The following is a 25,551-nucleotide window of genomic DNA, read 5'->3' on the forward strand; positions in this document are numbered from 1 at the left end:
GTGAATGGCACTGTGCCCGGACGGATGAATAGAACCTGAGGCCTTCTGCGCGGCATCGTGGACAGGTAGCTTGCCCGTGTCAATTGGCCACTGAAGCTTCGGGGGATGCGCGGTCCTGCGGGGCGGTCGCTGTCCCAACCACACATCTGCGCACGGGGGGCCGGAGCTTGTCCATGCTCGACGTTGATGCTCAGCCGGTCCGGCCGACTTCTCGGCAGCGAGATCGTCGTCCGTTGTGGTCGGCGGCGCGGCTTCGCGGCGAGGGCACCGAGGCGAGGCGCGCGTGGCGGGGGTCGTATGTGCGGCGACTCGTCGTTCTCGACGTCCTCAGCGCGATCATCGCCGGCACCCTCGGGCAGATCGCGGAGACCCAGCCGGTCAGTGGATCGCTGACCCTGGCGGGCAGCCTCGTGACCGTCCTGGTCGCCTTCCCGCTGCTCTGGTGCGGCGTGATGCTCGCCGCGCGCGCCTACGAGCAGCGCTTCCTCTGGATCGGGTCAGAGGAGTTCCGTCGGGTCTTCTTCGCCGCGGCGATGCTGCTGGCGACGATCGGCACCGTCTCCTGGGCCTTCCGTCTCGAACTGGCCCGTGGGTTCGCGATTGTCGCGCTGCCGGTGGCCGCCCTTCTGACCCTCGGTCATCGGTTGGCGCAGCGAGAGTTGCTCCACCGGCGGCGTGCGCGTGGGGCGTTCCAGCAGACGGCCGTCCTCGTCGGGCACCGCAACGCCGTCGCCGCCCTGCACGAGCAGTTCGTTCGTCAGCCGAAGCACGGCTATCGGGTCATCGGCTGCTGCGTCCCGCAGTCGACGGACGCCTCCGCTGTGTCCTTCGACGGGCTGCCGGTGCTCGGCTCGTTGGGTGACGTCGTGGATGTCGTCCGGCGCTACGAGGTCGACACGGTCGCGGTACTGCCCTCGCCGGAGCTCGACGGACCGGCTCTCCGACAGCTGGGCTGGGACCTGGAGAGCACGCAGGCAGAGCTGCTCCTGGCGCCTGCCGTCACCGAGGTCGCCGGCCCGCGGGTGCGCATCCGGCCCGTCGCCGGTCTGCCGCTGATGCACGTGGAGCGGCCGGAGTTCACGGGCCACCGTCGCCTCGTGAAGAGCCTGTTCGACCGGTCCGCGGCGCTGCTCGGCATCCTGCTGATCTCGCCCGTCCTCGTCGGCCTCGCCCTGGCGGTGAAGCTGACCAGTCGGGGGCCGGTCTTCTACAAGCACGAGCGGATCGGTCTGGGGGGCAAGCCCTTCGAGGTCTACAAGTTCCGGAGCATGGTCCCGGACGCCGACAAGCTCGTGGACGCCCTGTTCGAGGAGAGCAACGAGGGCAACGACGTCCAGTTCAAGATGAAGCGAGACCCGCGGGTCACCCGCGTCGGCGCGGTCATGCGCCGGTTCTCCCTGGACGAGCTCCCGCAGCTGTTCAACGTGCTCAACGGCAGCATGAGCCTCGTCGGGCCACGCCCCCACGTGACCCGCGAGGTCGAGCAGTACGGCTTCGACATGGCGCGCCGGCTGCTGGTCAAGCCGGGCATCACGGGCCTCTGGCAGGTCAGCGGCCGCTCGGACCTGTCGTGGGACGACTCGGTGCGCATCGACGTCCGGTACGTCGAGAACTGGACCCTGACGTTCGACCTGATGATCCTGTGGAAGACGTTCGGGGCTGTTCTCCGCGGGTCGGGCGCCTACTGACGGCCTGTCCGTCCCGTCGCCCGGTCCGAGGCCGGGCACGTCAGCGCCTGTTCTCCCGGACCGGCCTGCTCAGCCGCTCGGCCATGGCCGAGCGGCTGAGGCGTTCCCGGGCCCGGCGTACCTCCTGGACCCCTCGGCGCTGCCGAGTCGGAGGCGCGCCGGTAGGTGATGGTCGGCGCCCCGTGCGCTCCGCGCTGTATGTCGCGGCTGCATCGGGACAGGCCGAGGCAGCGGCACCCGGCGCAGCGACCGCACAGCGGCGCAGGGAGCGGCTGGAGCGGCTGGGGCTACTGGACGGTCGGCCGCGCTCTCAGCGGGGGACCTCGGGGAGGGCCTCATCGGCGAACTCGGCGGCGTTCTGCGCCAGCGAGTCGTTGCGCAGGTACGCCCACATGCGGTCGGCGGCCACGTCGTCGAGGTAGACGACGCTGGCCGCCCCCTCCATGCCGAGGCCCATCACCGGCGCGGTGAAGAAATCGACGTCGCCGGGACTCACGCCCCGCATCGAGTAGGCGAGGCCGACCAGGTCGGCGTTGCTCAGGGTGTCGTCGACGCTCACTGCGCTGGTGACGGCCAGCATCGCCGCGTCGAGCTTCGGTGGGCTGGTGAAGGTCCCGGAGCTGAACAGCTCGTCGAACATCGCCCGCAGGTACTGCTGCTGCCGCTTGACCCGGTCGAAGTCCCCGCCGGCCAGACCGTAGCGCTGCCCGAGGTACCAGCGGGCCTGGTCGCCGTCGAGGTGGTTCATCCCCGCGGTGAAGGTGTACGGCCCGTTCGTCGTCGTCTCGGCCACCACCACGTCCACGCCGCCGAGGTCGTCGGTCACCTGGATCAGACCCTCGAAGTCGATGGCGACGTAGTGGTCGATGCGCACCTGGGTGAGCTGCTCCACCGTCTGCACCAGCAACGACGGCCCGCCGACGGCGTAGCTGGCGTTGATCTTGCCCATGCCGTGACCGGGGATGTCCACCCACGAGTCGCGGGGGATGGAGATCACCTGCGCGTGCTGCCGGTCGGCCGAGAGCCGGGCGAGCATGATCGCGTCGGAGCGGCCGCCGGGGTCGACCCCCTGCTCGCCCGCGCTGCGGGTGTCGGAGCCGACCAGCAGGAAGGTGACCGGCTCCTCGGCCCCGCTCACGCCGGAGATCGCGGGGGCCGGGCGCGCGTCGTCCTCGATGTCGGCGAAGACACCGGAGACCCGGCCGATGTTGCCGGCCCAGCGGTCGGCCAGGAGCCAGAGCCCGCCCCCCATGAGCAGGGCGAGCACGAGGCCGAGCGCCCCGAATCCGATCAGGGCCCGGCGCAGCGCGGAGGGCCCTGACCCGGAGGCGCCCTCGGCGACTCCGCCGGGCCGGCGCCTGCCCTCGGTCACCGGACCGCAGTCGTCCGTGCCCACGTCCACCCCCTCAGCCGCGTCCGGGCCGAGCGTAGGGCGGGTCCGCGCCGGGGAATGCGCCCTCTGACCCGGTCGGGTGACGGCCTCCGCCGGGGTCAGTCCGTGCCGGTGCGTCGCCGGGACTGCCTGTGGTGACCGGGCCAGTGACGGGCCCTGGGCACCTGCGGCCGGGCGACCGGGATGCCGGGGATCGTCGGCACCCCGTTCTCCGGTAGTTGCGGGCGGTGCTGTGTCACCGGGGGTGGGGGGCGGTCGCCCGTCCGGATCTCGTCGACGACGAAGTCGGGCGGCTCGTCCGGCATACCTGGCCACACTCGGGAGTCGCTCGACGAGGTGGCCCTGCGCTCGGCCAGGTGGATGGCTCGCCCGACGAGCACGGCGATCGGGATGGCCACGGCGGTCCACACCGCCAGGACGACGAGGAAGGTCTCCACGCGTCCTCACCTCCCCGCTGATCGGTCGCCGCTCCGGCCCGGAGCGGGTGAAGGCCTCGGCCAGGATCTGCTCGACTGACCGGCCTTCATGCCCAGCATCGCCGCGGCGCATGCGCGGCCGGGCATGGCGGATCCGCATCCGGGGCCCTGAGTGGGGTGACCCGGCCGGCGTTCCCCCGGACCGGTGGACCGCTGCACGTCACTCCGCACCGGGGTGGCTCTCGGCGCCTGCGATCCCCTACCGTCCGTTCATGCCCGGCCGTTCGAGCCGGGCAGTGGCTTTCCTGCGCGGAACGGAGCATTGATGAAGGTATCGGTCATCGGGTGCGGCTACCTCGGGGCCGTGCACGCGGCGTCGATGGCCGAGCTGGGACATGACGTCGTGGGTATCGACGTGGATCAGCGGAAGATCGACTCGCTGTCGCAGGCGCGGACCCCGTTCTACGAGCCGGGCTTCGAGGAGTTGCTGGGCCGCGCGTTGGCGTCGGGTCGTCTCCGGTTCAGCTCGGACTTCGCCGATGCGGCAGGTGCGCAGGTGCACTTCGTGTGCGTGGGGACGCCGCAGAAGCGTGGCGAGTACGCCGCGGACATGCGTTACGTCCAGGCAGCGACGGAGTCGCTGGTCGGCGTCGTCGAGCCGGGCCAGCTCGTGGTGGGCAAGTCGACCGTGCCGGTCGGTACCGCGGCCCGGCTGGCCGAGATGGTCACCGGCAAGGTGCCTGGTGCGCTGCTGGCGTGGAATCCGGAGTTCCTGCGCGAGGGCTTCGCCGTGCAGGACACCCTGCACCCGGATCGGCTGGTCTACGGGCTCCCGGCGGGCGAGGACGGCGTCACCGCGCGTGCCCTGCTGGACGAGGTGTACGCCCCCATCGTGGCGGCGGGAACGCCGCAGGTGGTCAGCGACTACGCGACCGCGGAGATGGTGAAGACGGCGGCGAACTCCTTCCTCGCCACGAAGATCTCGTTCATCAATGCGATGGCGGAGCTGTGCGAGGCCACCGGTGCCGATGTGAAGCTGCTGGCCGACGCGATCGGTTACGACGACCGGATCGGGCGGAAGTTCCTCAACGCCGGGCTGGGTTTCGGTGGCGGCTGCCTGCCCAAGGACATCCGCGCGTTCATGGCCCGGGCCGGTGAGCTGGGCGCGGATCAGGCGCTGACGTTCCTGCGCGAGGTGGACAACATCAACATGCGCCGGCGGATCCGGATGGTGGAGCTGGCCCGTGAGGTCTGTGACGGCTCGTTGCTGGGCAAGCGGGTGGCGGTGCTGGGGGCGGCGTTCAAGCCCGACAGCGATGACATCCGGGACTCCCCGGCGCTGAACGTCGCGGCCCAGTTGCAGCTGCAGGGTGCGAGTGTGCGGGTCACCGATCCGGCCGCGGTGGAGAACAGCCGGCGGCTGTGGCCGCAGCTGGAGTACGCCGACACCGCGGAGGAGGCGGCGGAGCGGGCCGACGCGGTGCTGGTGCTGACGGAGTGGAAGCAGTACCGGGAGCTGGATCCGGTCGCCTTCGGCAGGGTCGTGCAGCAGAAGCGGGTGCTCGACGGCCGCAACGCCCTCGATCGCGACGCCTGGACCGCGGCCGGCTGGACCTACCGCGCCCTCGGGCGGCGCGCGGGCTGAGCGCCCTGCTCACCCGGCAGAGGGGAGGGTGCCGACGGGTGGGCACCCTCCCCACTACCGTCGGCAGGTGCACGACGACCGCCGTTGGGCGGACGCCGGGCGGGTCTCCGCTCGGTGGGGGAACGGACGGCGGAGGGTCAGCGGGCGATGCGCATGCTCGTCACCGGGGGCGCGGGCTTCATCGGCGCGAACTTCGTGCACCAGACGCTGCGTGAGCACCCCGAGTACGAGCTCGTCGTGCTCGACGCGCTGACCTACGCCGGCAACGAGGCGTCGCTGGCCGGCGTCCGCGGCGACATCGAGTTCGTGCACGGCTCCGTGGCCGACGCCGGGCTGGTGGACCGGCTGGTGTCCCGCTGCGACGTCGTCGTGCACTTCGCCGCCGAGAGCCACAACGACAACTCGCTGCGCGACCCGTCGCCGTTCCTGCAGACCAACGTCGTCGGGACGTTCACGCTGCTGGAGGCCGTGCGGGCCCACGGCGCCCGCTACCACCACATCTCCACCGACGAGGTGTACGGCGACCTGGAGCTCGACGACCCGGCGAAGTTCACCCCCGAGACGCCGTACAACCCGAGCAGCCCCTACTCCGCGACGAAGGCCGGCTCCGACCTGCTGGTGCGCGCGTGGGTGCGCTCCTTCGGCATGCACGCGACCATCTCGAACTGCTCGAACAACTACGGGCCGTACCAGCACGTCGAGAAGTTCATCCCCCGGCAGATCACGAACGTGCTCTCCGGCCTGCGTCCCAAGCTCTACGGCGCGGGCGAGAACGTGCGCGACTGGATCCACGTCGACGACCACAACTCCGCCGTGCACGCCGTCCTCGACCGCGGTCGCTCCGGCGAGACGTACCTGATCGGTGCCGACGGCGAGAAGAACAACCGCGAGGTGCTCGCGCTGGTCCTCGAGCTCACCGGGCAGCCGGCCGACGCGTTCGACCCGGTCACCGACCGCGCCGGCCACGACCTGCGCTACGCCATCGACGCCACCAAGCTGCGCACCGAGCTCGGCTGGACGCCGAAGTACACCGACTTCCGGGACGGCCTGGCCGCCACCGTCGACTGGTACCGCGCGAACGAGGCCTGGTGGCGCCCGCTCAAGGACGGCGTCGAGGCCGCCTACGCCGCCCGCGGGCAGTGAACGCCGTCATCGTCGGCGCCGGCGGGCAGCTCGGGCGCGCCCTGCGGCGGGAGTTCCCGGCGGCGCTCGCCCTCGACCGGGCCGCGCTCGACGTCACCGATGCCGCAGCCGTGCGGGCCCACGACTGGACCGGCGTCGACGTCGTCCTCAACGCCGCCGCATGGACGGCCGTGGACGCCGCCGAGGACCCGGCCAACGCCGCCGCCGTCCGCGCCGTCAACGTCGACGCCGTGGCGCACCTCGCCGAGGCCGCCGAGCAGCACGGCGCCGCGCTCGTGCACCTGTCCAGCGAGTACGTCTTCGACGGCGCGCACGACGGCCCGATCCCCGAGGACCTCCCGCCCTCGCCGCTGAGCGTCTACGGGCGCAGCAAGGCCGACGGGGACGCCTGCGCCACCGCGATCGAGCGGCACTGGCTGGTCCGCACCACCTGGGTGGTGGGGGAGGGGCGCAACTTCGTGCGCACCATGGCCGGCCTCGCCGACCGCGGCATCTCGCCGTCCGTCGTCGACGACCAGACCGGCCGGCTGACGACGGCGACCGACCTCGCCGCCGGCATCCGCCACCTCGTCGATACCGGCGCCGCCTACGGCACCTACAACCTCACGGGCGACGGTGAACCCGGCACCTGGGCCGACGTCGCCGCCCGGGTCTTCACCGCTCGCGGCCGCTCCGCCGACGACGTCGCGCGGGTCAGCACCGACGAGTACTTCGCCGGGAAGAGCTGCGTCGCACCCCGGCCGCTCAACAGCGTGCTGGACCTGGGGAAGATCACGGCAGCCGGCTTCCGGCCGGCCGAGTGGCGCACCGCCCTGCGGACGTACCTCTCCGGTCTCATCTGACCCACCAGCACCACCTGTCACACGAATGGGACGGAATGGTCATGTTCTCTGCCATACCTGTCGATGATCAGAACGTGTGGTGGCTCTGGGTCGCGGGTGGACTGGTCGTGTGGCTGGCGGTCGCCGCTCTGCTGGCGGTCGTCATCGGCCGCGGGATCCGGATGGCGGACGAACGGTCGCCCGGCACCGGGCAGCTCCTGACCACCGCCGACCTGGCGACGACGCCGGCCACCGTCGCTCCGGTCGCCGCACGTCGCCGTCGTCGCGCCGTCCCACTGCCCCCGGTGGGTGTCGGCCTCGCCGCCGCAGCCGTGGGCCTGATGGGCACCGGTCTCGTGCTGCGGCTGAGCGGAACCACCGGTCCCGCGGCACGCGCGCTGGCGATGGACGCGCCGATGTCCGTGCCCCGTCTGTTCGTGGCCGGCCTCTTCGCCGTCGCGGCCCTCGCGGCCGTCGCCGGGGCCGCCCGCAATCCCGGTCGCCGCACCTGGTGGCTCGCCGTCGGGCTGGTCGCCGGCGGGATCGCCGTCGTGAAGGCCGGCGGCACCATGCACACCGATGGCCTGGCCGCCGTGACCGCCGCCGTCGGCCAGCCCGTGGCCGTGGCGATCAGCGCGGTGGCGGCCGTCTCCGTCGTCGGGGTCCTCTTCTTCCTCAGCCGTAGCGAGCGCCGCGACCGGCGCCGGGTGCTCGGCAGCCTCGCCGGCTACGCCGTCGCCGCCGTCGGCCTGTCCGCCCTGTCCACGGTCGTCCCCGGCTCGCTCACCGCCACCGCCACCTTCGTCGAGGAGTCCGGTGAGGCGCTGGCCGGCGTGGCGTTCCTCATCGCCGTCCTCATCGGCGTCGCCCCGCGTCTGGTGCTGCCCGCGGAGTGGGCGCTGCGTCGCGTCGCCGACGAGCAGGGGCTCACCGTGGAGGCGTTCCCGCGGCGCTCGCTGGCCGGCGGACCGGCGGAGAGCTAGCCGGGGCGTCGCCGCGTCACAGACCCGGGCGGACCTCTCCGCAGCGACAGGCGTAGAGGCTCGATCCGCTGAACGGGTCCTCCGCAGACCAGCGGAACCGGTGCACGTGCCGCATCCGGCCGCAGACACTGCGCAGGAGGGGCGCCAGCCGAGCCGACCCGGGTGAGGGGCCCGGAGAGGTGGACATGGCGCCATTCTGGCACCCCGGCGTTCCCCGATGCATGCGTCGCGCGCTCCCGGGGACCGTCGACGCCGGTTCGCCGGCCGTCCGGTCGAGGACGTCGGAGCGGCGAGTGGTGAGCCCGCCGGTCGGCGAGACCGAGACCCTGCCCACACCGGCCGATCCGGTTCCGGGGCCGCGGCCACCGGACCCGGCGCTTCATCACTCTCCGTGGTCACCCTCGGACCAGAGAGGTGCAGAGGCCGGAAGAGTCCTCGGGAGATACGGAACTTCTCCCGGTTCCGACTACGCATAGCGACCGAAGTCCGGCTACCTTCACCGGGGCAGGTGAACCGAAGGGGAGTTTTTTGATCAACGTCGATGGTGGCGGGCAGCCGCAGGCCGAGGACGTCCGCACGAGTGGACGCCGGGAGGGGAACGCCACCCGGTCGAGCGAGTCCTCCGGGGCAGCCCCCCGTCCGGTCCGAGTCGACGCCACCGGGAACGGCACGGTCGCCCGGCAGGCCTGGCGTGGCGCCTACGTCCGGCGGCTCGCCATCACCGATGCCATGGCCGCCGCCGTGGCCGCGCTCGTCGGCTTCTCGGTGCGCTTCGGGCCCATGGAGGAGGGGGCAGCCGCTCCTGCCTCGATCTGGGCAGCGGTTCTCATGCCCGTCATCTGGGTCGCCGTGATGCACGGCGGTCGCACCTACGAGCAGCGCTACCTCTGGGTGGGGGCCGAGGAGTTCCGTCGCGTGTTCATCGCCGCGACCATGCTCCTCGCCGCGCTCGGCTCGGTCGCGTGGGCTCTCGACCTCAAGATCGCCCGTGGCTTCATCGTGATCGCGCTCCCGCTGGCGACCGTTCTGACGCTGCTGTCCCGGTACGCGCAGCGTCGGCTGCTCCACCGGCGTCGCCAGGCCGGGCAGAACCTGCAGACCACGCTCATCGTGGGGCACCGCAACGCCGTCGCGTTCCTCCGGAAGGAGCTGGCGCGGGAGGCCTACCACGGCTACGACGCCATCGGGTGCTGCCTCCCGGACGGTGACCAGGGGAACCCTGCGGACTTCGACGGACTGACCGTCCTCGGCGGGTTCTCGGACATCGCGGACGTGGTGCGCGCGCACCGCATCGACACGGTCGCGGTGATGCCGTCTCCCGAGCTGGACGGTGCGGCCCTCCGGCGCCTCGGCTGGGACCTCGAGAAGACGCACGCCGAGCTCCTGCTGGCCCCCGCGATCACCGAGATCGCCGGCCCCCGGGTGCACATCCGCCCCGTCTGCGGCCTGCCGTTGCTGCACGTCGAGCGGCCGGAGCTGCGTGGCGTCCGCCGCCTGACGAAGGAGACCTTCGACCGCACGGCGGCGGTTCTGGGGATCCTGGCGTTGCTGCCCGTGTTCGTCGCCATCACCCTCGCCATCCTGCTCACGAGTCGAGGCCCGGTGCTGTTCCGCCAGGTGCGGATCGGACGTGACGGCCAGGAGTTCTCCATGCTCAAGTTCCGCAGCATGGTCCCCGGCGCCGAGAAGATGCAGCAGGTCCTCGCCGCGGACAGCGACGGCAACGGGGTGCTGTTCAAGATGCGGCACGACCCCCGCGTCACCCCGGTGGGCCGGGTCCTGCGGCGGTACTCCCTCGACGAGCTGCCGCAGCTGTTCAACGTCCTCCGTGGGGAGATGTCGCTGGTCGGGCCCCGTCCGCCGCTGTCCTCCGAGGTCGAGCGCTACGGCTACGACATGCGCCGCCGCTTCCTGGTCAAGCCCGGGCTGACCGGCCTGTGGCAGGTCAGCGGCCGGTCGAACCTGTCCTGGGACGACTCGGTCCGTGCCGACGTGCGGTACGTGGAGAACTGGTCACTGACCTTCGACTTCATGATCCTGTGGAAGACGGTCGGCGCGGTCCTGCGCGGCTCGGGGGCCTGCTGACCGCAGTGCGCACGGGCCGGTGCGGGAACGCCCGTACCCGCCTGGCGTCGCGCTGTTCGTCCTGGGCGCCACGGCGCCGTCCCTGATCGGGCGGCTGAGCAGGTCGCGCCGCACCCGATGCCGCCTGGTGGCCGCAGGGCGCCGCCGGTGGCCGGGCCGGCCGAGCGTCGATGGCCGCCGAGCCGGGACGTGACGTCGTGGGTCGGGCGAGCGGGTGGCGGCGCCGGGGGCGGCGCTCGAGCCCGGCAGCGATGACGTCCGGGACCTGCCGCCGCTGGATGTCGCGGCCCCGTTGCAGCTGCAGGGCACGGGTGTGCGGGTCGCCGATCCGGCCGCGGTGGGAAACAGTCGGCGGGCGCTCAGCTCTTGGCCGCGCCTCGCCTGCCGACGGCACCGCGCAGGCTCTGGCCGAGATCGAGGACGACCGACCTGGCGATCAAGAAGACCACCGCCAGGTAGACCGTGCCACCGAGGAGCGCGACGAAGGCGACGTAGCCCCAGCCGTCCAGCTCCGCCAGCTGCTGGACGCCCAGTACCGCAGCCGTCGCCACGCCCCCGGCCAGCAGGACGCGCGCGGGCGCCTCGTAGGTGCGTGCCGAGATCTTCAGCAGGCGATGGAGCAGGACGGCGCGCAGTGGCAGGGCGAACGCACTCCACGCGGTCAGCACGACAGCCAGGAGCAGCAGGTCGTCGGCGAAGGCGAGCACGAGCCCCAGCTGACCGGCGAGCAGCACCAGGGTGACGAGCAGCTCGGTCCCCGGGTGGCCCGTCGCCAGGAACGCGGAGCGGCTGAAGGTCGACATGGCCACGACAAGTGACCGCACAGCCATGATGGAAGCGAGAACCGCGGCCGGTTCCCACTGCTGGCCGAAGACCGCGGGGACCACCTGGCCGCTGGTGAGCGAGAGGCACGCCAGCACCGGGACGAGCACGAGAGCCCCGCTCGCCTGCGCCGTGCCCAGGGCCCGGGACAGCCGGGGAGGGTCGGTCTGCAGCCGGGCGAACACCGGGTGCGCCACGGTGCTGAACACCGACGTGCACACCTCCACGATGACCTGCACCAGCCGCTGCGCGACCGTCCAGAGTCCGAGCGCCGTCGTCCCCGCGAGGGCGCCGATGATGAACACCTCGCTCTGCCCACGCATGGCGTTGGCCAGCTGCGCGCCGAGCGACTTGGCGCCGAAGGCACTCATCACCCGCATCTCCGGGATGGAGAAGGTCCATTGAGGGCGGAACCCGGCCGTGGCCCACAGCACGATGGTGGAGATGGTCACCCGCACCAGGGTCTGGGCGACGAGCGCCCAGGCGCCGGCCCCCGCGAAGGCCAGGGCGATCGCGACCGCAACGGACAGCACGGTCGCGACGACCTGCCGCAGGGCGAGTTCGCGGAACCGCATCTCCTTCTGCATCAGCGCTGCGGGGACGCTGGCGAGGCCGGTGATGAACAGGGAGATGGCCAGCGCTGCCAGGATGGGCTGGAGCCGGGGCGTGTCCAGGAGTGCACTGACCGGGCCCGAGAGCGCCGCCAGCAGGACAGCCAGAACGGCGCCGAGGGCGACGGAGATGTAGAACGCCGTGCTGGCGATCGTGGAGGTCAGCCGTTGCAGCTGCACGAGGTAGGTCGTGAAGCCGGCGTCGCTGACGATGGCCAGTATGGTGATGAAGGTCATGGCCAGCGCCACGACACCGAACTCCTGGGGCTCGAGCAGCCGGCCCAGCAGGATGAAGCCGATGAGGGTGCTGACCCGCACCGACCACTTCTCGAGAGCGGTCCAGAGGACGCCCTGGGTGGCGCGCTGACGCAGGCTCCCGCCCGGTTCCGGGCTCGGCGATGCGATATCGGTCGACACGTGCCTCCTCCTGCACCCGGGTCGAAGACGTGCGCGTGGCCCGTGGACCGGCGCACCGACGACCCCGGAGCCGGGCAAGGCTACCCAGTTCCTCCGGTGCGGTCGTGGACCGTACCTCAGCCCGCCCGAGGGTGGCGATCGGCCGCGGCCCGGGTGACGGCTCCCGGGCCGGCGGGAGCGGAGTCGTGCCCCCGGCGGTGAGGTGTGGCGCGGCCGGTGCCGCCGCGGTGCCCGGTGGAGCCTCCGTGCGCTCGACGGGGTCCGGCTCCGGCCGAGTAGGTAGGGTCCGGTTCTGGCCGAGTGTGCACCTGTCCGGACGCGCGCTCCGCCGTCAGGAGCGATCACGGAGAGGTCAGGAGTGCTGCGACAGATTCGGATCGCGGTCGGGCGTCGCTGGCGCCAACCCGTGCAGGCGGCCGTCGACCACGGGATGCCGGCGAGGTGGACCGGTCACCGGTTCGTGCGGCGCGAGACCGTGCCCGAGCACGTCGCACGACTCGCCCGCGCGGGTGAGGTCTACCCGTACGAGGTGATCCACCCGGAGACGGTGGCCCACAACCCGTTGCCGAGGAACGTGCCGCGGCGCGACGAGCTCCCCGACGACGCCGGCTGGTGGGGGTACTCCTTCCGCGACGTCCCGGAGCGGCGCAGCGCCCCGACCTTCCTCGCGACGTTGCCCGACTGCCGCATCGTGAGCTATCGGGATCCGGCGCTCCAGGACGACTACTACCCCGCGATCCTCGCCTCGGACGACACCTCGATCGAGATGCGCGAGATCCGGTTCCGGCCGCCGCACGCCCGGGCCCTGCGCACCTCGGGGCCGCCGGTCCGCCTGCAGAGGGCGACCTGGGTCGTGGAGCGTGTCTTCCACAACCACTCGCACTGGTTGTCCGCCCACCTACCGAAGCTCCTGATGCTCGCCGAGCGGGACGCCCTGGAGGACGTGCTGCTGCCGGCCGACCTCGCACCCGCGATCGAGCAGTCCCTGAGGCTCGTCGGGCTGGACCCCGACGGCTTCCGCCGGTTCGACGAGTCGCGCCCCCTGCAGGTGGCCGAGCTGACCGTCGTCGGGACCGACCGCTTCCGCCCGGAGCTGCTCCGGCTCGCGCAGCGGGCGTCCGGTGCGCTGGAGGGGGAGCGGCCCACCCGACGCGTGTTCATCAGCCGGGCCAAGGCGACGCGGCGGCGTCTGATCAACGAGGACGAGGTCTGGCCGCTGCTCGCCGACGCCGGCTTCGAGCGGACGGTCATGGAGGACCTGTCGTTCGACGACCAGGTGCGCCTCATGCACCAGACGGCCGTCCTCTTCGCACCTCACGGGGCCGGGCTCACCAACATGGTGTTCTGCCCGCCCGGCACACAGGTGGTGGAGGTGGCGGACCTCTCCTTCCCCAACCCGAACTTCTACGCGACGGCGGCGGCTGTCGGCCATGACTACTGGCTGCTGAAGGCCACCTCGGTCGGCGACGTCCATCCCCTGGAACGGGACCTGCACGTCGATCCCGCGGTCGTCCGTGACGCCCTCGACGCCCTGGGTCTGGGGCGATGAGGGTCTCGGTCGTCATCCCGTGCTGGAACGCCGAGGCCTACCTCGCGCAGGCCCTCGGCTCGGTCCTGGAGCAGACGCAGCCGGTGCACGAGGTCGTCGTCGTCGACGACGGCTCGACCGACGCCAGCCTGGAGGTGGCTCAGCGGTTCGAGGCCGGTCACCCGGAGTTGGTGCGGGTCTTCTCCCAGCGGTCCGGCAACGCAGCCCTGACCCGCAACCTCGGCGCCCAGATCGCGACGGGTGACGCGCTGCTGTTCCTCGACGCGGACGACGTGCTGGGCCCCGACGCCGTCGCGGGTCTGGTGGAGGCGCTGCGATCCGCGCCGGCCGGCGTCGCGATCGGCCCCTGGTTCCGGCTCGAGCTGGAGGACGGACGGTGGGTGCGGCGTCCGCCGTCCTGCGCACCCCGTCGACCGGGGCAGTCCCCCCTCAGCGCCTGGCTGGTCGGCTGGTACCACCCGCCGTGCAGCGTGCTGTGGTCCCGCGACGCCTTCGAGCGGGTCGGGCGCTTCGACGAGCTCAGCACGAACGACGACGGCGACCTCATGATGCGCGCGCTGGCCGACGGCGTCCCGCTGGCGGAGGCGACCCGGGGTGCCGGCTACTACCGGCGGATGCCGCAGGGCGAGACGTCGTTCAGCGCGGCGCGGCTGACGCGCCGGGGTCTGGAGTCCAGGATCCGCACCGTCCTCAAGGTCGTCTCGTGGCTGGAGCGGCGGCAGCAGCTGGACGCTCACCGGGACGCCGTCAGCAGGGCGCTGGAGATGCTCGCCGACGACGCGGGGACCCACCACCCGGACATCCGTCGGTCGGCCGAGGCCCTCGCGCGGCGGTACGGCTCGCCGGCCGCCCGGTCGCGTCGCGCCCTGCGGCGGGCATGGCGCGCAGGACCCGGCGCGCAGCAGCCGGTCCGGTCCGCGCTCGCGGCGCTGCGGCGCGGACGGAGCGGGGTCGCGGGGCGGCCTCCTGGGCGGGCGGACGCGCAGGAGATCCGGTTCGGGCTCACCGCGGCGGAGAAGGTCCTGCCGTCGTCGCCGCCCGCCGCCCCGCGGCCCGCGCCCGCCGTCCGACGACCGGTCGTGAGCGTCGTCATCCCGACCTACAACCGCGGAACGGTCCTGCGCAGGACGCTGCAGGGCGTCCTCGCGCAGACGGTGCGGGACCTCGAGGTGCTGGTCGTCGACGACGGGTCCACGGACGGGACCCCGGAGCTGCTCGCCGGCTGCGCCGATCCACGGGTGCGGTACCTCCGGCAACCGCGCAACGCCGGTGTGGGGGCGGCGCGGAACCGCGGGCTGCGGGAGGCCCGCGGTGAGTTCATCGCCTTCCTCGACGACGACGACGAGTGGCTGCCGACGAAGCTGGCCCGCCAGCTGGAGTGCTTCGCGGGACGCCCGGACACCCTCGGCCTCGTGTACACGGGCGTCGAGGACCACGACGGTGCGGGCGGCGTCGTCGTGCGGACGCCCACGCACCGCGGGCAGATCTACCGCGACATGCTCGTGACCAACGTCCTGCACGGCGCCCCCTCGAGCGCGCTGATGCGCCGGTGCGTCGTGGCCACGGCCGGCTTCTTCGACGAGGACCTCGTCGCCATCGAGGACTACGACTACTGGGTGCGCGTCACCCGGTTCTTCGACGTCGACCTCGTCGAGGAGCCGCTCGTGCGCTACCACGATCCCCGGGACGCCGTCCGTCGCTCGGTCGACGCGATCGCGAACCGGGAGGCCCGTGCCGCCTTCTTCGCGCGGTACGAGGCGGAGATGCGCCGGGCCGGGGTCCGTCACCTGTTCCTGGTGAGGAGCTCCATCCGGCATCTCCAGGACCCGGTGAACCGACGGGGAGCACGACGCCTGGCCCTGCGCGCACTCCGCCTGGCGCCCACCGCGTTGACCGTCCATGCGGCGCTGGTGCGGTCCGTGGCGCCGGGCTGGGTGCGCCGGCCGGCACGACGCACCGCGCAGGTCGGCGCCGGGGGTGCGGACGCTGCGGCCGACGGTCTGGTCGTCCTGCTCTACAGCGCCCAGCCGCGTCTGGACCGGGGCGGGGTCCAGGACGTGTGCGCGCGGCTGTCGGCGGGTCTCCGCGAACGCGGCCACACCGTGGTGGAGGCGGGTCCCGACGTCGACCAGGTCGCACCACCGCCGGTCGCCACGCTGGCGCTCGTCCGCCCCCTCAGCCGGCGCTGGCGCGTCGTCCCCCGGCTGCTGGCGATGGCCCGGTCGCTGCTCGCCGTGCACCGGGCCCTGCGACGGTGGCGTCCGGACGTCGTCAACCTCCACTTCGTCGAGGGACACGCCGCGTACTTCCTGCTGCTGCAGCGGCTGTTCCGCTTCTCCGTGGTGCTGTCGGCGCACGGCAGCGACCTGCTGCTGCACGCGCGGGGCAGCCGCTCGGTGCCCCGGCTGCTCCCGCGCGCAGACGCCATCACCGCCGTCTCGGAGCCGGTCGCGGCCCGCGTCGGCGCCTTCCCCGGCGTCGACCCGGACCGGCTGCACCTGATCACGAACGGCGTGGACCTGGACTTCTGGGCCGAGCCCCCGACCGCGCCGCGCGCAGAGGGCGAGCGGCGGGGCTGCACGGTCGTCACCGTCGGACGACTCCACCCGGTGAAGGGTTTCGACGTGCTGGTCGACGCCATGCGGCTCGTGCGCGAGCGCGTCCCGACGGCGCGGTTGGTCCTGATCGGCGCCGGGGACCAGGAGCAGGCGCTGAGGGACCAGGTCCGGGCGTCCGGGCTCGACGACGCCGTGGTCTTCCGTGGGCACCTGACGAGGGAAGGCGTCCGTGACCAGCTGCGGGACGCCGATGCCTTCGTGCTGCCGTCCAGGAGCGAGGGGATGCCCCTGTCCCTCCTGGAGGCGATGGCGACCGGGCTGGCTCCCGTGGCCACCTCGGTCGGGGGCGTCCCCGACGTCCTGGTGCCGGGAACGGGCGTGCTCGTGCCGCCCGAGGACCCGGTGGCCCTCGCCGAGGCCCTGGCCCCGGTGCTGTCCGACCGTGGTCTGCGCGACGAACTCGCGAGCAGGGCGCAGGACAGGGCACGCCAGTTCTCCGCCACGTCCATGTACGACGCCTACGAGGAGCTGTTCCAGGGACTCGCCGCCCGCCGCCCGACGGGCGACGGCTCCCCGCGCTGAGCTGCCCGGCTGTCGGTGGACAGCTGCGAGGTCGGTGACGACCCGCAGCACGCCGTCCACTCGATGCGCAGTCCCCGTGTCGTGCGTGGGGCGGGCGAGCGCGCCGGGCGCCTCGTCAGTCGTGCTTGCTGCGGGCCGGCCATGCGCGCCACGCCGACTCGACGATCTCCCGGAGCCCCAGCCGAGCGCTCCAGCCGAGCGTCTGCCGGATGCGGGTGACATCCGCGACCACCGTCGCCGGGTCGCCGGGGCGCCGGGGCGCCTGGCGGACCGCGAGCGGACGGCCGGTGACGTCCTCGACGGCCCGGAGCACGTCGAGGACGGAGGCGCCCGAGCCCGTGCCGACGTTGAAGGTGTCGTATCCGCGGTCGTCCGTCCGCAGATGGTCGAGCGCCGCCAGGTGCGCGTCGATCAGGTCGTCCACGTGGACGAAGTCGCGGACGCAGGAGCCGTCGGGGGTGTCGTAGTCGGTGCCGAAGACGTCGACGGGCTCGCCACGGGACAGCCGGTCCAGCACGATGGTCAGCAGGTTGTTCGTCTGCGGGTCGCCGAGGTCGTCGGCGCCGGCCCCGGCCACGTTGAAGTACCGCAGGTTCGCCACACGCACCACGCCGGCTCGTGCGGCGTCCCGGGTCAGGAGCTCGCCCACGAGCTTGGTGCGGCCGTAGGGGTTGGCCGGGTCGAGGTGCCGGTCCTCGTCGACGCGCCCGGCCGGTACGTCGCCGTACACGGCTGCGGACGAGGAGAAGACCAGACGCTGCACGCCCGCGTCCCGCGCGGCTTCCAGGACGGCGATCAGCGAGTCCACGTTCTGCCGGTAGTACCAGAGCGGCCGCTCCATCGACTCGGGCACGCTCTTCTTCGCCGCGAAGTGGATGATCCCGTCCACACGGTGCTCGACGAGGAACTGGGTGAGCGGGCCCACGCTGCCGGTGGCGGAGAGGTCCAGCCGCAGGGTGGGCGCCCGACCCACGCGCGACTCGTGACCGGTGGAGAAGTCGTCGACCACGACGACGTCCTCTCCCGCCGTCGAGAGCCGGCGGACGGCGTTGGCGCCGATGTAGCCGGCGCCACCGGTGATCAGGATAGCCATGCAGTTCTCCGCTCGCTGATGCCATGCCATGCCCGTGGGCCCGGATCGGCGGACCGGCAGCAGTGCGTGGAGCGCCGTGGAGTGGCGTGGGGCTGCCAGTATGGCGGCTGTCCGAGCGCAGGTTCCGCCAGCCCTGGGGCGCCGGTGATGGCCGGCCGCCTGGGGCCCGGGCTCCGGAGCGCGCCGCCCGGTCGGGCGCGGAAGGCTCCTCGGTCTGACGATCGGCGTGGTCGTGGTCGGCCCCGCGCCGGTGCCGACGACATGCTGCCGGTCGGCTTCTACGAGGTGGACGGTCACCCGGCCTGATCCGGCGGAACTCATGGAGTAACGGACGGGCCATTGCGGCCGTGGCTGTGGTATTCCGATTTGGACTGACGCTCCGGATGCAGCAGGCTGGCGCGCAGGTTCCGGGCGTGTCGGGACGGATGGACACCGAGGAGTGGAGTTCTGCCTATGGTTTTCGGGCGACGGGGGAAGACGCCGGGCGGCGACTCCCGGCCGGTAGGCGCCGACGCGGTGACCGCCCTGCCCCGGCGCGGCCGGGATGCGTCGATCGAGACGCTCCGCGGCCTTGCCGTGCTGATGCTGGTGGGCGCACACGTCTACGGTCTCGACGCCGGCACCGGGATGGCCGTCTCAGGTGACACGGTCGGTCGCTACATCAACGACTCCCTCGAGTACATCCGGATGCCGCTGTTCACGGTGATCTCCGGCTACGTCTACGCGATGCGCCCGGTGCCCGGCTGGCCGGCCGTGCCCACGTTCCTGAAGGCCAAGACCCGGCGTCTGCTCCTCCCGCTCATCCCGCTCATCGCGCTCATCGGCCTGCTCCAGATGGTGGGCGGCGGGGCCTCGAACGCCGCTCCGTCGGTGTCGGACATCGCCCGGGGATATCTCTACGGGTACTCCCACCTCTGGTTCCTCGAGGCGCTGTTCCTGGTGATGACGGTGGTCGCCGTCCTCGACGCGACCCAGCGGCTGGAGAGCCTGCGCGGCTGGGGCGCCACACTGGCGGCCGGTGTCGTCGTCTACGTCCTCGTCGAGGTGCCCTCGGCGATCGACTTCTTCCGGCTCAGCGGGGCGCTGCTGCTGTTCCCGTTCTTCATCCTGGGGTACGGGCTGGCGCGGCACCGTGACGCGCTCACCCCGCGGCCGGTGGTGGCGGTCCTCGTCGCCGCCTTCCTGCTCGGCGCCACCGCCCAGCAGGTGATGCTCGCCAACGGGATGGACACCTCCCCGTCGACGATCCCCCTGCGGGCGCTCGCCGTGGTCGTCGGTCTCGGGGGCACCGCGTCGCTGTTCTACGTGCGCCGGCTGCTGGTCAACCGGCCGATGGCCTGGATCGGCGCCTACGCGTTCACGATCTACCTGCTGCACACCATCGCCGCGGCCGGGTCCCGGTTCCTGCTCGACGCCGGCGGCGTCGACAGCCGGGTCGCCGTGTTCTCCACCGGGATGGTGGCGGCGATCCTGCTGCCCATCGCCTTCGAGCGCCTCTTCGGCCGCTACAACCCGATCCGGGTGGTCCTGCTGGGGGAGAAGCCGCTGCCACGGCGTGGCGGGCCCACCACTGCCGACAACGCCCCGACCGGCGCCGGGGGCGCCACGAACAGGTGATTCGCGGCCGTCCTTGCCTTCGGACCGGGACTGCGCTCTAGCCTGTCGACCGGAACGGCCGACCACGTCGCAGGAGGAACTGTCATGGAGACCCGGGACGTCGCAGCCGCCGACATACCGGTGGTCATCCTCTGCGGTGGTATGGGGACCCGTCTGCGGGAGGCCAGCGAACACCTCCCGAAACCGCTCGTGGACATCGGCGGCCGGCCGATCCTCTGGCACATCATGAAGACCTACGGCCATCACGGGTACCGCCGGTTCGTCCTGTGCCTGGGCTACAAGGGCGACATGATCAAGGACTACTTCGTCGATCACCGGGCCCGGATGAACGACTTCACCCTCAGCCTCCGCGGCGACCACGGCCTGAACTTCCACACGGCGCTGGAGGACGAGGACTGGGAGATCACCTTCGCCGAGACGGGGCTGACGACGGCCACCGGAGCGCGCATCGCCCGGGTCGCGCAGTACCTCGAGGCGCCGAGGTTCGCCCTGACCTACGGCGACGGGATAGGGGCGATCGACCTCTCCGCGGGGCTGCGAGCCCACCGGCGGTCCGGCAAGCTCGCCACGCTCACGGGTGTGCACCCCAGCGGGCGCTACGGCGAGATGGTCCTCGACGGGGACGACGTGACGCAGTTCAACGAGAAGCAGTCGCAGACGGGATACGTGAACGGCGGCTTCTTCTTCTTCGAGCGCGAGTTCATCGACAAGTACCTCGACCCGGATGCCACCGACGAGATGCTGGAGCACGCTCCGCTGCAGCGCCTGGCCCGCGACGGTCAGCTCGGGGTCTACCGGCACGAGGCCTTCTGGATGGGCATGGACACCTTCCGCGACTGGAAGGAGCTCAACGGGCTGTGGGACGACGGCCGGGCGGAGTGGAAGGTCTGGGACGACTGATCCCCCCGCCCGTGCGCGGGCGGCCGGGTGATCCCGGCCCCCGGCTCCGATCAGGCACCTGGTGCGCTCGACGGCCGTTCCGCGGGCTCGATCACGCACCGTGACCACCGAGTTCGCCGCTCGGTACGGTCGCACCGACGACACGGACGAAGACGAGGACGAGGACGAGCGTGCGAGTACTGGTCACCGGCACCGAGGGCTATCTGGGCTGCCTCGCGGCGCAGGAACTGCTCCGGGCAGGGCACGACGTCGTCGGGGTGGACGTCGGGTACTACAAGAACGGCTGGCTGTACCCGGGGCTCGACCGCATCCCCGAGACCCTCGCGCTCGACATCCGGCGGCTGGGCCCCGAGCACCTCGAGGGCGTCGACGCGATCGTGCACATGGCCGAGCTCAGCAACGATCCGATCGGCGACCTGATCGGCGACGTCACCTACGACATCAACCACCACGGATCGGTGCGCCTCGCCCGGGCGGCCCGGGCGGCCGGGGTGTCCCGGTTCGTGTACATGTCCTCGTGCAGCGTCTACGGCGTCGCCGAGGGGACGGTCGACGAGAGCAGCCCGGTGTCGCCGCAGACCTCCTACGCCCGTTGCAAGGCGCTGGTGGAGAGGGACGTCGCCGCCATGGTCACCGACGACTTCTCGCCCACGTTCCTGCGCAACGCGACGGCCTTCGGCGCCAGTCCGCGCATGCGGTTCGACATCGTGCTGAACAACCTGTCCGGGCTGGCCTGGACGACGAAGCGGATCGCCATGACCAGTGACGGCTCGCCCTGGCGGCCGCTGGTCCACGCGCTCGACATCGCGAAGGCCATCCGCATGACGCTGGAGAGCCCGCGGGAGCGGGTGCACGGCGAGATCTTCAACGTGGGCAGCGAGAGCAACAACTACCGCGTCCGGGACATCGCCGAGATCGTCGCCGCGGAGTTCCCGGGCTGCGACCTGACCTTCGGTGACCCGGGCGCCGACAACCGCAGCTACCGGGTCGCCTTCGACCGCATCCGGGCGGTGCTGCCCGGCTACGAGACCGACTGGGACGCGAGCGCCGGCGCCGCTCAGCTCCGCAGCATCTTCGAGGCCATCGACCTGGACGAGGCCACGTTCACCGGCCGGGGGCACACCCGGCTCAAGCAGATCGAGTACCTGATGCGCACACAGCAGGTCGACCCGCAGCTCTACTGGAAGGCCGCGCGGTGAAGTACACGCCCCTGGGGGTCGACGGCGTCCACCTCGTCGAGATGACCCCGTTCACCGACGAGCGCGGGGGCTTCGCCCGCTCCTTCGACACCGCCGAGTTCGAGGCGCACGGGATGCGGCCCGAGGTGGCCCAGTGCAACGTCTCGTGGAACCACCGCGCCGGCACTCTCCGGGGGATGCACCTGTCCCTGCCGGGCCACCCGGAGTCGAAGTTCATCCGCTGCACCCGGGGCGCGATCGTCGACGTCGCCGTCGACGTCCGCCCGGACTCGCCGACCTACCTCCAGCACGTCCAGGTCGAGCTGTCCGCGGAGAACCGGCTCGGGCTGTACCTGCCGCCGCACCTGGCGCACGGCTACCAGACGCTGACCGACGACACCGAGGTGCTGTACATGGTGAGCGTCCCGTACGCGCCCGGCGCGGAGGTGGGCTACCGCTACGACGACCCCGCCTTCGGCGTCACCTGGCCGCGCGAGGTCACGGTCATCAGTGACAAGGACGCCTCCTGGCCGGCCTTCGGCGAGGCAGCCAACACCGAGCGCTTCCGCTCGGGGGTGTCCGCGTGACCGTGATCGACTCCCTGCTCCTCCAGCGGCAGACCGAGGGCCGCCCGGTCCGCCTCGGCCTGGTCGGTGCCGGCTTCATGGCCCGCGGCCTGGTCAACCAGGTGGTCAACAGCACGCCGGGCGTGCAGCTGACCGTCGTCTGCAACCGCACGCCCGCCAAGGCCGCCGCCGTGGTCACCGAGGCCGGCGCGACGGCGGTCGCCGCGGAGTCCCCGGCCGACGTCGTGCGGATCGCCGGTGCGGGCGACGTCGCGGTCACCGACGACATCGCACTGGTGTCCGGCAGCGACGCCGTGGACGTCGTCGTGGACGCCACCGGTGCCGTGGGCTTCGGCGCGGAGCTGGCCCTGGCCTGCATCGCCGGTGGCAAGCACCTGGTGCTGCTGAACGCAGAGGTCGACGCCACGCTCGGCCCGCTGCTCGCCACCAAGGCCGACGCGGCCGGCATCGTCTACTCCGGCGCGGACGGCGACCAGCCGGCCGTCCAGATGAACCTGCTCCGGTTCGTCCGGCAGATCGGGCTGCGGCCGCTGGTCGCGGGCAACATCAAGGGCCTGCAGGACCCCTACCGCAACCCCACGACGCAGGAGGGCTTCGCCAGGCGCTGGGGGCAGGACCCGTGGATGGTCACCAGCTTCGCCGACGGGACCAAGGTCAGCGTCGAGCAGGCCCTGGTGGCCAACGCGGCCGGGTTCACCGCGCCGAAGCGGGGCCTGTACGCCATGGACCACACCGGGCACGTCGACGAGCTCACCCAGCGGTACGACGTCGACGAGCTGCGGAACCTCGGCGGCGTCGTCGACTACGTGGTGGGCGCCAGGCCCGGCCCGGGCGTGTACGTCATGGCCGAGCACGACGACCCCAAGCAGCGGCACTACCTGGAGCTGTACAAGCTGGGCAGCGGGCCGCTGTACAGCTTCTACACGCCCTACCACCTGTGCCACTTCGAGGTCCCGACCACCGTCGCCCGGGTGGCGCTGCTGGGCGACCCGGCCATCCGCCCGCTGGGCGCCCCCCAGGTCGACGTCGTCACGCTGGCCAAGACGGACCTGCCGGCGGGGACGGTGCTCGACCGGCCGGGGGGCTACCACTACTACGGCGAGGCGGAGCGGGCCGACGTCACCCACGCCGACCGGCTGCTGCCCGTGGGGCTGGCCGAGGGCTGCCGGCTGCGGCGCGACGTGCGGAGGGACGAGGTCATCGGCTACGCGGACGTGGAGCTCCCGTCCGGGCGGCTGGTCGACCGGTTGCGAGCCGAGCAGGACGAGCGGTTCTTCGGGGAGCCGGCCGCGCATCCGGCGGGAGCCAGCGCCGGGACGGGGTGACGGGGCGCATCCTGGCCGTGGGCCAGGTGCCGACTCCACGTCGGGCCGCGTACGGTGATCAGGAGGACGACGCCCTCCTGTCCGTCATCGGGGCCGCGGAGGTCCGCGGTCGTCGTCGCCAGGCGCATCACTGGCCACCGAGTCGCAGGGGAGGTCCGACCATGTCACACACCATCGATCGCGCCGAGCCCTCGTCGCCGTCGTCGGCCCCGCGGGCCGGCGCTCGCGGCCGCCGGTGGCTGGTGGTGCTCGTGGTCATCGCGGTGATCGGGATCGGCGGGTACCTCCTGCAGGTGGCCCTCGGCCCGTCGAGCAACCGGAATCCTGCCATCCTCCCGCCGGACGCACCGGTCGCCGACGAGGGCGCTCGGCTGACCTGGGCCCCTCCGGCCCTGGAGGCGCCGGAGGTCATCAACGTCACCGAGGACGACACGTCCCTGCGCCTCGAGGACGATCAGGACTACTGGATAGTCCTGCCCGACGAGCCCCTCGTCTCCGACCGCGGGCTGACCATCAAGGGCGGAGAGGACGTCGTCCTCATCGGTGGGCGGATCGAGGCCGAGGACCGGGCCCTGTACCTGATCGACCAGACCGGGACGCTGCACATCGAGGGACTGTCCCTCGGAGGTGAGGACCTGCGGGAGGGCATCAACCTCGACCAGCGCGAGGGCGCGACGGTGCAGCTGCAGAACATCTCCGTCGACATGGTCACCGGCACGGCGGACGGCCACCACGCCGATCTGCTGCAGACGTGGGCGGGCCCCGAGCGCCTGCGGATCGACGGCTTCACGGGGACCACCGGCTACCAGGGCTTCTTCCTGCTGCCGCGGCAGTTCGGCGACGAGGACCCGGAGGAGTGGGACTTCCGCCGGGTGGTCCTGACCGGGGACGAGGACGCCGCCTACCTGCTGTGGACGCACGACGACGCGCCCTGGCTGTCCACGACCGACGTCCACGTCGTGCCCTCCGAGGACAAGGCTCGCCGGTACGTCCTGGAAGGGGACCTCGACGACGTGGCGGTCGGGCCCCCGCCCACCACGGTGCAGATGCCGGCGGGTGAACCGGGGGTCGGCTACGAGTCGCCGGGATACGTGGGCGCGGACGACTGACCGCGCCCGCGGGACCGCTGGCCCGCCGGTGCGGTGCCGGGTGCGGCGGGGGTCAGCGTCCGGGGCGGAGCCGGAACGGCGGGGGAGCCGGGATCCGGGCCGTCCGTCCCGAGGCCGCCTCGAGCAGCGCCGCGTGGTCGACGTCCTCCGCCTCGCGGTGGACCGCGAGACCGCGCCGGGCCAGCTCGCCGGCGATCTGGGTCTGGTGGTCGTCCACGTGCTCGCCGTGCGCGACCCGGCGGGGGACCAGGAGCGGCTTCTTGCCCTGCTCCAGGGCCGTGATGGCGGCTCCTGTGCCGGCGTGCGAGATGACGACGTCCGCCTCGGCGACCGCGGCGGCCAGCTCGTGGTGCGGCACCTGCTCCCGCCCGGCCACCGGGAGCCCGGTCACGTCGGTCGCGCCCGTCTGCCACGTCACCTCGCAGCCGTCGAGCAGGGGGACGAGTTGCTCGACGAGGCGGCGGAAGCCGAAGGACTCCGCGGTTCCCAGGCTCACGACGGCGGAGCGGATCGTCGCGCGGGGGGTGGGGGAGTCGCTGCGGTAGGCGTCGAAGACCGAACCCCCGTAGCTCCATCCGTCCGACGCCCACGCCGGGTACTGGGTGTAGGTCCGTACACCGGGCGTGCGGGCCATGATCCGCCCGGTGAGCGACGGTCCGTCGGCCCGGGCAGCCGTCTCGATGTAGTGGCTCGGCACGCCCCGCAGCGCGGTCTGCACCAGGTAGGAGACGGCGGGGCTGGCGCCTGTGCTGACCGCCATGCTGAACCGCCGACGGCGCAGCAGGCCCGCAGCCTGGACGGCGTTGCGGAGGATGTTCGCCGCATCCCGGGGAACGGCGTGCCGCGCGTACACGACGTCTTCATCGGCGAGGAGGCTCCGGCTGAGCCCACCGTCGAAGGTCACCCACAGACGGGGAAGGCCCTCGATGCCCAGCCGCGGGACCAGTTCGTGCAGCTGCTTGAGGTGTCCACCACCCGAGCAGGCCAGGAGGACCGTCACTCCGGCCCCTGGTGGCGGGCCGGCGGGAC

Annotated in this window: 19 protein-coding genes; 14 read left to right on the top strand and 5 right to left on the bottom strand. The window is 72.4% G+C overall.

Annotated features, from left to right (window positions below):
* Positions 1–299: 299 nt before the first annotated feature.
* Positions 300–1,688, top strand: a complete 1,389-nt coding sequence (locus ABDB74_RS01545) for a sugar transferase (RefSeq protein ID WP_346621242.1) — start codon at positions 300–302, stop codon at positions 1,686–1,688.
* A gap of 310 nt (positions 1,689–1,998) precedes the next feature.
* Here the strand turns inward: ABDB74_RS01545 and ABDB74_RS01550 are convergent, their stop codons facing one another.
* Together ABDB74_RS01550 and ABDB74_RS01555 are read right to left on the bottom strand one after the other, a co-directional pair.
* A complete protein-coding gene (locus ABDB74_RS01550; protein WP_346621243.1) occupies positions 1,999–3,084 on the bottom strand; it encodes an LCP family protein in 1,086 nt (361 codons plus the stop codon).
* 95 nt (positions 3,085–3,179) lie between these two features.
* Positions 3,180–3,518 carry a hypothetical protein gene (locus tag ABDB74_RS01555; protein WP_346621244.1) on the bottom strand — a complete coding sequence of 113 codons (339 nt, stop codon included), beginning with the start codon at positions 3,516–3,518 and terminating at the stop codon, positions 3,180–3,182.
* Positions 3,519–3,822: 304 nt separating this feature from the next.
* Here ABDB74_RS01555 and ABDB74_RS01560 point away from each other — a divergent pair, with 304 nt between their 5' ends.
* The 5 genes from ABDB74_RS01560 to ABDB74_RS01580 all read left to right on the top strand — a co-directional run bounded on the left by ABDB74_RS01560 (position 3,823) and on the right by ABDB74_RS01580 (position 10,174).
* Positions 3,823–5,142: a UDP-glucose/GDP-mannose dehydrogenase family protein gene (locus ABDB74_RS01560; protein WP_346621245.1), complete on the top strand. Its 1,320-nt coding sequence runs from the start codon at positions 3,823–3,825 to the stop codon at positions 5,140–5,142.
* A gap of 147 nt (positions 5,143–5,289) precedes the next feature.
* Positions 5,290–6,285, top strand: coding sequence for a dTDP-glucose 4,6-dehydratase (rfbB, locus tag ABDB74_RS01565; protein ID WP_346621246.1), 996 nt, complete (start codon positions 5,290–5,292; stop codon positions 6,283–6,285).
* Positions 6,282–7,127 (top strand): NAD(P)-dependent oxidoreductase, encoded by an 846-nt coding sequence (locus tag ABDB74_RS01570; RefSeq protein WP_346621247.1) that lies wholly within the window; start codon positions 6,282–6,284, stop codon positions 7,125–7,127. The genes rfbB and ABDB74_RS01570 overlap by 4 nt, the downstream gene beginning before the upstream one ends.
* A 74-nt stretch (positions 7,128–7,201) precedes the next feature.
* Positions 7,202–8,089, top strand: a complete 888-nt coding sequence (locus ABDB74_RS01575) for a hypothetical protein (RefSeq protein WP_346621248.1) — start codon at positions 7,202–7,204, stop codon at positions 8,087–8,089.
* A 528-nt stretch (positions 8,090–8,617) separates the two neighbouring features.
* Complete coding sequence (locus ABDB74_RS01580; protein WP_346621249.1) at positions 8,618–10,174, top strand: sugar transferase; 1,557 nt, start codon at positions 8,618–8,620, stop codon at positions 10,172–10,174.
* Between the two features lie 359 nt (positions 10,175–10,533).
* On the opposite strand, the gene ABDB74_RS01585 is transcribed toward ABDB74_RS01580, so the two are convergent.
* Entirely contained in the window at positions 10,534–12,024 is a 1,491-nt protein-coding gene (locus ABDB74_RS01585) for a lipopolysaccharide biosynthesis protein (RefSeq protein ID WP_346621250.1), read from the bottom strand.
* Positions 12,025–12,382: 358 nt separating this feature from the next.
* Here ABDB74_RS01585 and ABDB74_RS01590 point away from each other — a divergent pair, with 358 nt between their 5' ends.
* Positions 12,383–13,573 carry a glycosyltransferase family 61 protein gene (locus ABDB74_RS01590; RefSeq protein WP_346621251.1) on the top strand — a complete coding sequence of 397 codons (1,191 nt, stop codon included), beginning with the start codon at positions 12,383–12,385 and terminating at the stop codon, positions 13,571–13,573.
* Positions 13,570–16,713, top strand: a complete 3,144-nt coding sequence (locus tag ABDB74_RS01595) for a glycosyltransferase (protein WP_346621253.1) — start codon at positions 13,570–13,572, stop codon at positions 16,711–16,713. The genes ABDB74_RS01590 and ABDB74_RS01595 overlap by 4 nt, the downstream gene beginning before the upstream one ends.
* 115 nt (positions 16,714–16,828) lie before the next feature.
* Here the strand turns inward: ABDB74_RS01595 and galE are convergent, their stop codons facing one another.
* Positions 16,829–17,806: a UDP-glucose 4-epimerase GalE gene (galE, locus tag ABDB74_RS01600; protein ID WP_346621255.1), complete on the bottom strand. Its 978-nt coding sequence runs from the start codon at positions 17,804–17,806 to the stop codon at positions 16,829–16,831.
* Positions 17,807–18,322: 516 nt separating this feature from the next.
* Between galE and ABDB74_RS01605 the strand changes: the two genes are divergently transcribed.
* The 6 genes from ABDB74_RS01605 (at position 18,323) to ABDB74_RS01630 (ending at position 24,522) form a co-directional block, all read left to right on the top strand.
* Positions 18,323–19,423, top strand: a complete 1,101-nt coding sequence (locus tag ABDB74_RS01605) for an acyltransferase (protein ID WP_346621257.1) — start codon at positions 18,323–18,325, stop codon at positions 19,421–19,423.
* A gap of 84 nt (positions 19,424–19,507) precedes the next feature.
* A complete protein-coding gene (locus ABDB74_RS01610; RefSeq protein WP_346621259.1) occupies positions 19,508–20,323 on the top strand; it encodes a sugar phosphate nucleotidyltransferase in 816 nt (271 codons plus the stop codon).
* Positions 20,324–20,493: 170 nt separating this feature from the next.
* Positions 20,494–21,522 carry an SDR family oxidoreductase gene (locus ABDB74_RS01615; protein ID WP_346621260.1) on the top strand — a complete coding sequence of 343 codons (1,029 nt, stop codon included), beginning with the start codon at positions 20,494–20,496 and terminating at the stop codon, positions 21,520–21,522.
* Positions 21,519–22,088, top strand: coding sequence for a dTDP-4-dehydrorhamnose 3,5-epimerase family protein (locus tag ABDB74_RS01620; RefSeq protein ID WP_346621261.1), 570 nt, complete (start codon positions 21,519–21,521; stop codon positions 22,086–22,088). The genes ABDB74_RS01615 and ABDB74_RS01620 overlap by 4 nt, the downstream gene beginning before the upstream one ends.
* Positions 22,085–23,413 carry a Gfo/Idh/MocA family oxidoreductase gene (locus ABDB74_RS01625; protein WP_346621263.1) on the top strand — a complete coding sequence of 443 codons (1,329 nt, stop codon included), beginning with the start codon at positions 22,085–22,087 and terminating at the stop codon, positions 23,411–23,413. Before ABDB74_RS01620 ends, ABDB74_RS01625 begins: the two co-directional genes overlap by 4 nt.
* Before the next feature lie 161 nt (positions 23,414–23,574).
* A complete protein-coding gene (locus ABDB74_RS01630; RefSeq protein ID WP_346621264.1) occupies positions 23,575–24,522 on the top strand; it encodes a hypothetical protein in 948 nt (315 codons plus the stop codon).
* 52 nt (positions 24,523–24,574) lie between these two features.
* Here ABDB74_RS01630 and ABDB74_RS01635 read toward each other — a convergent pair whose 3' ends face one another.
* Positions 24,575–25,522, bottom strand: coding sequence for a glycosyltransferase (locus ABDB74_RS01635; RefSeq protein WP_346621265.1), 948 nt, complete (start codon positions 25,520–25,522; stop codon positions 24,575–24,577).
* Positions 25,523–25,551: the final 29 nt, after the last annotated feature.

Origin of the sequence: Blastococcus sp. HT6-4, assembly GCF_039679125.1 — a bacterium.
Classification (GTDB): domain Bacteria; phylum Actinomycetota; class Actinomycetes; order Mycobacteriales; family Geodermatophilaceae; genus Blastococcus; species Blastococcus montanus.

Bases quoted from the DNA above. Each gene is read 5' to 3' on its own strand.
- ABDB74_RS01560 (WP_346621245.1), top strand. From the start codon at position 3,823: ATGAAGGTATCGGTCATCGGGTGCGGCTACCTCGGGGCCGTGCACGCG.
- rfbB (WP_346621246.1), top strand. From the start codon at position 5,290: ATGCGCATGCTCGTCACCGGGGGCGCGGGCTTCATCGGCGCGAACTTC.
- ABDB74_RS01595 (WP_346621253.1), top strand. From the start codon at position 13,570: ATGAGGGTCTCGGTCGTCATCCCGTGCTGGAACGCCGAGGCCTACCTC.
- galE (WP_346621255.1), bottom strand. From the start codon at position 17,806: ATGGCTATCCTGATCACCGGTGGCGCCGGCTACATCGGCGCCAACGCC.
- ABDB74_RS01610 (WP_346621259.1), top strand. From the start codon at position 19,508: ATGGAGACCCGGGACGTCGCAGCCGCCGACATACCGGTGGTCATCCTC.
- ABDB74_RS01630 (WP_346621264.1), top strand. From the start codon at position 23,575: ATGTCACACACCATCGATCGCGCCGAGCCCTCGTCGCCGTCGTCGGCC.